This is a genomic window from Nonomuraea sp. NPDC049784 (assembly GCF_040659615.1).
GTDB lineage: Bacteria > Actinomycetota > Actinomycetes > Streptosporangiales > Streptosporangiaceae > Nonomuraea.
On sequence record NZ_JBFAMX010000476.1, the window covers coordinates 1 to 8,050 of the forward strand.

Sequence of the window (8,050 nt, forward strand, 5' to 3'; positions counted from 1 at the left end):
GCTCGCCACGGCCGGAGTGGCGACGAGCGAGGCCGTCCACGTCGCCGTCGCCGCCGCGGGGCTCGCGGCCCTCTTCGAGGCGGTGCCGGTGGCTTTCACCGTGGTACGGATCGCCGGAGCCGCGTACTTGATCTACCTCGGCGTGCAGATGTTGCGTAACCGCAAGGGTGTCGAGCGTGAGATGCCCGTGGACGGCGGGGGAGGGATGCCGGGACGCCGGGCGTTCACCAGCGGCTTGCTGACCAATCTGCTGAACCCCAAGATGGTCACCTTCACCATCGCCTTCCTGCCCCAGTTCATCAACCCGCACCTGGGCCAGGTGTGGCTGCAGTTCGCGATCCTCGGCGCCGTACTGATCGTGCTGGAGTTCGCGGTGGACGGCACGGTCGGCGTGCTCGCGGGCCGGATCGGAGGCTGGCTGCGCCGCCGGCACGCCGCGCGCCGCCGCGTCGACATCGCCACCGGAGGAATCTTCATCGGCTTGGGAGTACGGCTGGCCGTCGAGCGATGAACCCGCGGCCACCGTTACCGAGCTCCCACCGCGGAACTGAGGCAGGAGCCTAGGCCGCCCGAGCAGTCACTGCGCGCCAGCCGAAGGTGATGGCGCCGGTCAGGAGTACCAGCCCGGACATCACCCCGCTGACGAGCGGCACCCAGGCGACGGCGGTCGTCGACGCCAGCGCGAGACCGCCCACGCCGAGCAGGGTGAGAACCGCCCCGGGTACGGCGATGCTCCAGTCCTTCCAGACCGGCGCCAACACGATGAAGTGCACACCGACCACGAACGCCACCCAGGCCACGTTCGTCTGCTCGGGACGTCCCCAGGCGGCCAGCACCCGGATCCCGCCGAAGAGCAGGATCGCCTCGGCGGCGACGACGACCAGGTAAGCACGGCTGAACATGTTCCGCCGCGGGCCCCCGGCGGCCCGTACCTTCCGGGCGGTGGCGAACCACATGGCGACCACACTCGCGGTGCCCAGGCAGGCGGCCACGCGCAGGAGGTTCGCCGCCACGGCGTTCAGCGGGCTCTGACGTGGTCGGGCTGGCACTACCTCGCGATCCCGCGCAGATAGGCGAGCACCGCCAGCACTCGCCGGTTGTCGTCCTGGGTCGCGGGTATCTCGAGCTTGGTGAACACGGCGGCCACGTGCTTGCCGACGGCCGCCTCCGTGATCGACAGGGCGCGGGCGACGGCGCTGTTGGAGCGCCCTTCGGCGATCAGGGCGAGCACCTCCCGCTCGCGTGGGGTCAGCCGGTGCGCCGGCTCAGTGACCTCCCTGGCCCTGGTCCAGGTCTGCTCGAACAGATCGATGAGAGTGCTGATCAGACCTTGCTGCCTGATCATCAGGGCGCCCGGCGAGTAGGCGACCGGGGTGATCCGGACGAACGCCACTGTGCGGTCGAAGACGAGCAGCTGCTGGATCGGCTCGTCGACGACCCGGTGCCGGTCGCCGGCGGCGTGCAGCTCCCTGATCCGGGCCGCCTTGCGGGGGTCGTCCAGCACGCTCGCGTGGATGATCGTGCGCATCGCCATGCCGCGCCGCAGCTCGTCGAGCACGCTGCGCCTGCTCTTCTGCTCCTGGCGGCCCTGCTCCGGCGAGCCCACCGGATGCATGGCGCGCAGCTCGCCGGCCGAGCGGGCGGCGCGCTCGATCTGCTCGCGGGCGAGTTCGCTGTCCTCCAGCCGCTCGACATCGACCGGGATGCCACGCAGCTCGCCCACCACCTCCTCCAGCCGATGGGCAAGCTGGGCCAACGACACGCTCTCGTCCACACTCCTCCTTCGCCGCCGACGCGGGTCCTCCCGGCAGATTCTTACCACCGCCCGCCCAGTGGGCTTCATCGAGTCGCCCGCATGTCTCGGAGGAGGAGCTCAGGCGTCCACCCCGTCCTGCTTACGCAGAACCAGCCAGCCTGGGCGCCCAGGCTGGTGTCGATGTGCTCGCGCATGACGGCGGCGGCGGAGTCGGCGTCGCCGGCGATCACGTACTCCAGCAGGGCCTCGTGCTCGGCCGACCAGCCCCGGCGCGACCACCACCGTGTATGAGGCCGCCCGCGCCTACCAGGCGGCCCGCGTTCCGGCCGTCGTGCTCGCGGGAGAGGGGTCCGGCGCCGGCTCCTCCCGCGACTGGGCGGCCAAAGGCCCGCCTCACCGGCCGGGGAACACATCACCGTCACCGGCCTCACCTCGCTCAACGCCGGACATGTCCCGCCCAACACACTGAGATCATCTCGTGGGCCCGGGCCGGACTCAGCCGGCGGTTCCGGCCGCCGCCTCGGTGGCCTCCGTGAGCTCGGCCTCGCGGTCGCCCTGGCGGGCGTGGGCGTCCGCGTCGGCCTGGTTGCGCTCGGCGCGCTCCAGGTCGCGGTGGCCGGTCGCGAGGATGGCGATGCCGACCAGGATCGCGCAGCCGCCGATCACGAACGGCACGTGGACGTTGAAGTGCTCGGCCAGCTTGCCGGCCGCGAACGGGGCCAGGCCGCCGCCGATGAAGCGGACGAAACCGTACGCGGCGGAGGCCACCGGCCGCTCCACCGGCGCGACCATCATCACGGCCTGGGTGGTGAGGGTGTTGTTCACGCCGATGAACACACCCGCGACGATGACCGCGGTGATCAGCACGGGGCGGTTGTCGACGAAGGCCGCGATGACGAAGACGACGACCGCGAAGAGCGCGAGGTTGCCGTAGAGGGTGCGGGCCAGGCCCAGCCTGCGCTGCAGCCAGGGCGCGCCGGCCACGGAGAAGAGGGCCACCATCAGGCCCCAGCCGGTGAAGACCAGGCCGAGCTGGATGGCGTCCAGCTCCATGGGGAAGGGGGCGTAGCCGAGCACGGTGAAGAAGCCCCAGTTGTAGCAGAGCGCGGTCAGGCTCATGGCGAGCAGGCCGCGGTGGCGCAGCGCCTTGATCGGGTCCAGGATCGAGGTCTTGCGGGCGGGTTTGGGCTGCGGGCGTACCAGTGCGACGGTCGCGATCAGCGCGATCGCCATCAGAACCGCGACGCCGTAGAAGGGGCCCCGCCAGCTGATGTGGCCGAGCGCGCCGCCCAGCAGCGGGCCGACGGCGATGCCGAGCCCGAGCGCGGCCTCGTACAGGATGATGGCGCCGCTGAAGCCGCCGCTGGCGGCGGCCACGATGACGGCCAGCGAGGTCGCCACGAACAGGGCGTTGCCCAGCCCCCAGCCGGCGCGGAAGCCGATGATGCCGCCGATGCTGTCGGAGGTGCCGGCGAGCGCGCTGAACACGACGATCAGCACGAGGCCGGCGATCAGCGTCTTCTTGGGGCCGATGCGGCTGGAGACGAAGCCGGTGACGAGCATGGCGACGGCCATCACGACCAGGTAGCTCGTGAACAGCAGTGTCACCTGGCTCGGCGAGGCATGCAGGTCGTCGGAGATCGCGGGCAGGATCGGGTCGACCAGCCCGATGCCCATGAAGGAGATCACGCACGCGAATGCCACCGCCCATACGGCCTTGGGCTGGCGGAACGGGCTGGGGGCTGCGGATTTCGGTTCGATCATGCGTGTTCTCCGGGGGTCTGCGGGGTGCCCTCGCGTGGGGTGGCGGGGGTCAGGGCGTTGAACGCGTGGGCGGTCAGGCGATCCAGGGCCGGCAGCGCCGCGGCGATGGCCTCGCGGTCGGCCTCCGGCAGGTCGGCGAGCAGTTCGGCCAGCTGCTTGGCCTGCGCTGCCCGGCGCCGGGCCAGCTCGTCCCGCCCGTGCCGGGTGATGGCGACCACCACCACGCGGCCGTCGACGGGGTCGGGCAGGCGCTCGGCAAGGTGCTCGCGTTCGAGGCGGGAGACGAGCCGGGTCATGGCGGGCTGGGTGACGCCTTCGAGTGTGGCCAGTTCGGTGATACGGCGCGGGCCCAGCCGTTCCAGATTCGCCAGCGTGGACAGGGCGGTCATCGACAGGTCTCGGGGCACGTCGAGGAGACGCATCATCGATCTGACCCGTGCGAGGCCGATTGCCAGCTCCAGCTCGTTCGTACGTGGAGCGTTCGCATCGGGAAACATAAGGAACTTATATCACATAGGCATATAACTTATGCATGCATCTGTATGCTCATGTGGCCTTCGAGTCGCGTCGGCGCCGGAATATGGGAAGCAAGGAGATCCGCTCGACCATGTGGCCGATCTGGTAGTACAGCCGCGGCGACATGTACGGGAGCACGCGCGAGTGCCGCTCGCAGAGCAGCGCGAACATCTGCTCCGGTGGAAGGTCGATGTAGCGGGGGAGGTTCTCGTACCACTGGGCGCTGTAGCGGGCCGCTCTCTGGCTGGCGCGGATCTCGGCTCTGCGTTCCCGGTCGTAGCGGGCGAGGGCGGACTCGAGCCGGGTTTCGCCGTGCAGTGTGTGGACCAGGTGAGCGGCGTCGCCCAGGGCGAGGGCGGTGCCCGCGCCGATGGAGTAGTGCGTGGTGTGGGCGGCGTCTCCGAGCAGGACGAGGTTGCCGCGGTACCACGTCCGGTTGGTCAGGGTGCGGAAGTTCAGCCAGTGCGCGCTGCCGTCGGCCAGTCCGCGGCCGAGGAGCGGGTGCCCGCCCAGGATGTCGGCGAAGAGCTTCTCCAGGAGGGCCAGGCTGTCGGCCTCATTCGTCTGGTGGAGCCCGAGTCCCCTCCAGGTCTCCGGGGAGCACTCGATGACGCAGGTGCTGTGGTCCTCGCTGAATCCGTAGCCGTAACACCAGATCCAGCCGTGCTCGGTCTCCACGAAGGCGAAGGTGAAGGAGTCGAAGACCTTGGTGGTGCCGAGCCACATGTAGGCGTTTCGCCCGACCGTCACCTCGGGGCCGAAGTGGCCGGAGTGGCGCTCGCGCAGCACGCTGTTGATGCCGTCGCCGGCGACGACGAGGTCGGCGTCGGCCAGCTCGTCCTCGTGGGTGATCTCGTGCTCGTACTCGACCCGCACGCCGAGGGAGCGGGCCCGTTCGGCGAGGATGTCGAGCAGCCGGTGCCGGCCGATGCCGAAGCCTACTTCCCCGTGGGTGACCGTGACCGTCGCGCGGTGGTGGACGTGCGCGATCCAGCTGTCCCAGCGGACCGAGCTCTCGCTGATGACCTGCGCTGACTCGGGGTCGGCAAGGTGGAGACTTTGGCGGAGCTCATCCCAGTAGGTCACGCCCCAGCCATATGTCGACCCGGCTGGGTCGCGTTCGTAGACGGTGATGTCATGGGACGGGTTCACCCGTTTCATCATGATCGAGAAGTACAGGCCGGCGGGTCCGCCACCGACGCACGCGATCTTCACAAGAGCCCCCGTTACTACGCAATGCAATCAATATGTTACACAGAGTAGCAGAAGTTGATGATCTACATCGCAAAGGGGATGTCACGTCATGAAGCCCGCCGTGAGATAATGACCTCTACGGAGCCCTCTCCGCCTCGGGTGCAGCCCAGGCGAGAGGGTTTTTTCATGCCCGCGGCCGCGGCGACGGCCTGCCCGCGGCGGGCACCCCCGTCCACCCCGATCAAGGAGTGTCCCCATGGATCTCGGTCTGACCTGCCCCCGTTTCACCTGGCCCGGTGGCGACGCCGCCATCGCCGGCAGGTTCGCCGCCGTCGCCCAAGGCGCCGACCAGGCGGGATTGCGCAGCCTGTGGGTGATGGACCATTTCTTCCAGATCCCCAACTTCGGCTCCGTGGAGGATCCGATGCTGGAGGCGTACGGCGCGCTGTCCTACGCCGCGGCCCTCACCAGCAGGGTGAGCCTGGGCGCCCTCGTGACCGGCGCCGTCTACCGCGAGCCCGGCCTGCTGGTCAAGCAGGTCAGCACCCTGGACGCGCTCTCCGGCGGCCGGGCCGTCCTGGGCATCGGCGCCGGCTGGTACGAGCCCGAGGCCCGCGGCCTCGGACTCCGCTTCCCGCCCTTGGCCGAGCGGTTCGAGCGGCTCGAGGAGACGCTCCAGATCGCACGGCAGATGTGGAGCGGCCAGGACAAGCCCTACCAGGGCAGGCACTACCAGCTGGAACGCACGCTCAACGCGCCGCAGGCCAACCCGCCCATCCTCATCGGCGGCAGCGGCGAGAAGAAGACCCTGCGTCTCGTCGCCCAGTACGCCGACGCGTGCAACTTCCTGCACGGCGCCGACGTGCGGCACAAGCTCGCCGTGCTGCGCGCCCACTGCGAACGGCTGCGACGGCCCTACGAGGAGATCGAGAAGACCCTCCACATGCGCATCCCCGACGGCCAGAGCGTCGAGGAGAGTGTCCAGCGCTGCGGCGATCTGGCCGCCCTGGGCATCGACCACGTCATCGTCGCCGTCCCCGACCCCGCCGACGGCACGTGGCTGGCCCACCTGGCCGAACTCGCCGCGCGGATAGCCACCATCACCCCGCTCGGCCGCTGATCCCACCTGAGACTTGGCGAGGTCTTGGAACCCCCCTTGCCATTACCCGAACACCTCGTGCACAGCCTGCTACGGCCCGCGTGTTCGACTGGGTGAGGGGATGGCGCATGAAGACGCAGCGACGTTGGTCGATTACAACCCGTATCACGCTGTTCACCGGGGTAGTGGCGACCTTGCTGTCCGGGCTCCTGGCCGCGACGGTCATGATCGCGATCCACCGGTACGTCACAGCCGACCTCCTGGGAGAGCTCTCCGCCGACGGCGGCCGCGTGGCCCATCAGGTGGAGCACAACAAGGTGGTCATGCCGCTGGTCGAGCACAAGGACCGCAACCTGCAGATCGTCGACTCCACGAGGAAGGTCGTCGCCTCGTCGCCGCAGCTGCAGGGCAAGCCGGTCATGGCCGGCTTCACCCCCGACCACAGGAACATCTCCACCGCGGTCGTATGCGGCGGGGTCTTCCCCTCCGGCGAGTGCAACCTCGTGGTCGCGCAGTCGGCCTACCGGACGGGAGACGACTGGGTCGTTTACAGTTCCTCTCCCGAGGTCCCTCTGTACGTCGATCCGTGGCTGTCCGGGACGGTGATCGGCGTCGCCGCCTTGATGGCCGTGGCCATCACCACGATCGGCCATCGAATCGTCACCGAGTCCCTCAGGCCGGTGAACGCCGTCCGAGAGGAACTCGACAAGATCACTGAGACCTGTCCCGACCGGCGGGTACCCCTTCCGCCGAGCCAGGATGAGATCCATGACCTGGCCGCCAGCGTCAACCGGACGCTGGCCCGGCTGGAGGCCGCGATGAAACAGCAGCGCCATTTCACCTCGGACGCCTCCCACGAGCTGCGAACCCCCCTCGCCGCGATACGAGCCGAGGTCGAGGACGCTCTGCACGCGCCGGAGGAGACCAGCGTGCCCACGCTAGGCAACACCGTGCTGAGCAGTGTGGGCCGGCTCGAGGCGATCGTGGGCGACCTGCTGACCATCGCACGGCTGGAGGCGGGCAGAGAGGTCGAACGCGAGCCGATCGACCTGGCCGAATTCGTGATCTCGGAATGCGAGAGGCGCCCGAAGCCGAACAAGCGGTTCGAGTACTCGCTCGAGCCCGGTGTGGTGGTGACCGGCGACCGGTTTCAGCTGTCACGCCTGCTCACCAATCTGATCGACAACGCCGAGCGGCACGCCGCCAGCACCATCGCCTTCCACGTACGGCAGGCGCCCAGCCCCAAGCGTGACGCCCAGCGCTTCCCGTACGGCATCGCGATGCTGGAAGTGGCCGACGACGGGCCGGGCATCGATCCGGACAAGCGCGAGCTGGTCTTCCAGCGCTTCACCCGGCTGGACACCGCCCGTGACAGGGACGCCGGAGGCACCGGACTGGGCCTGCCGATCGCCCGGCAGATCGCCGAGGCGCACCACGGCAGCCTTCAGATCGAGGACAGCCCTCACGGCACCAGGTTCGTGCTCCGCCTCCCGCTCTGCTAGGTGACCGCTTGGTGTCATGGCAGGTCAATGGGGTACTGGCCGGAGCGCGGGGGAGTCCGGCACGAGCTGATCGCGCCACGCGAAACCTTCATGGCCTTGAGACGCCCGCCGCTTGTCCGGCACGAATCTCGACCAGTCATGTGAGGGGACGCATGAGCACGAAATCCGACACACTGGCCCGCGCGCTGGGCTGGGTCAGCCTGGCGCTGGGCGCGGCGC

The 8,050-nt window shown here is 69.3% G+C and carries 8 protein-coding genes and 1 pseudogene; 4 read left to right on the plus strand and 5 right to left on the minus strand.

Annotation, left to right across the window (positions count from 1 at the left end; all coding sequences use genetic code 11):
- Positions 1-511 (plus strand): LysE family translocator (locus AB0J09_RS48445; RefSeq protein ID WP_360707405.1); only part of this gene is annotated, 511 nt, incomplete at its 5' end.
- Positions 512-560: 49 nt separating this feature from the next.
- On the opposite strand, the gene AB0J09_RS48450 is transcribed toward AB0J09_RS48445, so the two are convergent.
- Both AB0J09_RS48450 and AB0J09_RS48455 read right to left on the minus strand, forming a co-directional pair.
- Entirely contained in the window at positions 561-1,013 is a 453-nt protein-coding gene (locus AB0J09_RS48450) for a hypothetical protein (RefSeq protein WP_360707408.1), read from the minus strand.
- Between the two features lie 35 nt (positions 1,014-1,048).
- Positions 1,049-1,774: a helix-turn-helix transcriptional regulator gene (locus AB0J09_RS48455; protein ID WP_360707410.1), complete on the minus strand. Its 726-nt coding sequence runs from the start codon at positions 1,772-1,774 to the stop codon at positions 1,049-1,051.
- A 262-nt stretch (positions 1,775-2,036) separates the two neighbouring features.
- Between AB0J09_RS48455 and AB0J09_RS48460 the strand changes: the two are divergent.
- A pseudogene (locus AB0J09_RS48460) lies at positions 2,037-2,225 on the plus strand (hypothetical protein); the annotation flags it as partial.
- A 26-nt stretch (positions 2,226-2,251) separates the two neighbouring features.
- Here the strand turns inward: AB0J09_RS48460 and AB0J09_RS48465 are convergent.
- The 3 genes from AB0J09_RS48465 to AB0J09_RS48475 all read right to left on the minus strand — a co-directional run bounded on the left by AB0J09_RS48465 (position 2,252) and on the right by AB0J09_RS48475 (position 5,197).
- Positions 2,252-3,520: an MFS transporter gene (locus AB0J09_RS48465; protein WP_360707414.1), complete on the minus strand. Its 1,269-nt coding sequence runs from the start codon at positions 3,518-3,520 to the stop codon at positions 2,252-2,254.
- Positions 3,517-3,945, minus strand: coding sequence for a MarR family transcriptional regulator (locus tag AB0J09_RS48470; RefSeq protein WP_360707417.1), 429 nt, complete (start codon positions 3,943-3,945; stop codon positions 3,517-3,519). The genes AB0J09_RS48465 and AB0J09_RS48470 overlap by 4 nt, the downstream gene beginning before the upstream one ends.
- A gap of 121 nt (positions 3,946-4,066) precedes the next feature.
- Entirely contained in the window at positions 4,067-5,197 is a 1,131-nt protein-coding gene (locus tag AB0J09_RS48475; protein WP_360707425.1) for an FAD-dependent monooxygenase, read from the minus strand.
- Between the two features lie 289 nt (positions 5,198-5,486).
- Here AB0J09_RS48475 and AB0J09_RS48480 point away from each other — a divergent pair, with 289 nt between their 5' ends.
- Both AB0J09_RS48480 and AB0J09_RS48485 read left to right on the plus strand, forming a co-directional pair.
- Positions 5,487-6,350: an LLM class F420-dependent oxidoreductase gene (locus tag AB0J09_RS48480; protein WP_360707420.1), complete on the plus strand. Its 864-nt coding sequence runs from the start codon at positions 5,487-5,489 to the stop codon at positions 6,348-6,350.
- 107 nt (positions 6,351-6,457) lie between these two features.
- On the plus strand, positions 6,458-7,831 hold the full coding sequence (locus AB0J09_RS48485) for a HAMP domain-containing sensor histidine kinase (RefSeq protein WP_360707423.1): 1,374 nt from the start codon (positions 6,458-6,460) through the stop codon (positions 7,829-7,831).
- Positions 7,832-8,050: the final 219 nt, after the last annotated feature.

Excerpts from the sequence above, each read along its gene's own strand:
- AB0J09_RS48465 (WP_360707414.1), bottom strand. The coding sequence starts at position 3,520 with ATGATCGAACCGAAATCCGCAGCCCCCAGCCCGTTCCGCCAGCCCAAG.
- AB0J09_RS48470 (WP_360707417.1), bottom strand. The coding sequence starts at position 3,945 with ATGATGCGTCTCCTCGACGTGCCCCGAGACCTGTCGATGACCGCCCTG.
- AB0J09_RS48475 (WP_360707425.1), bottom strand. The coding sequence starts at position 5,197 with ATGAAACGGGTGAACCCGTCCCATGACATCACCGTCTACGAACGCGAC.
- AB0J09_RS48480 (WP_360707420.1), top strand. The coding sequence starts at position 5,487 with ATGGATCTCGGTCTGACCTGCCCCCGTTTCACCTGGCCCGGTGGCGAC.
- AB0J09_RS48485 (WP_360707423.1), top strand. The coding sequence starts at position 6,458 with ATGAAGACGCAGCGACGTTGGTCGATTACAACCCGTATCACGCTGTTC.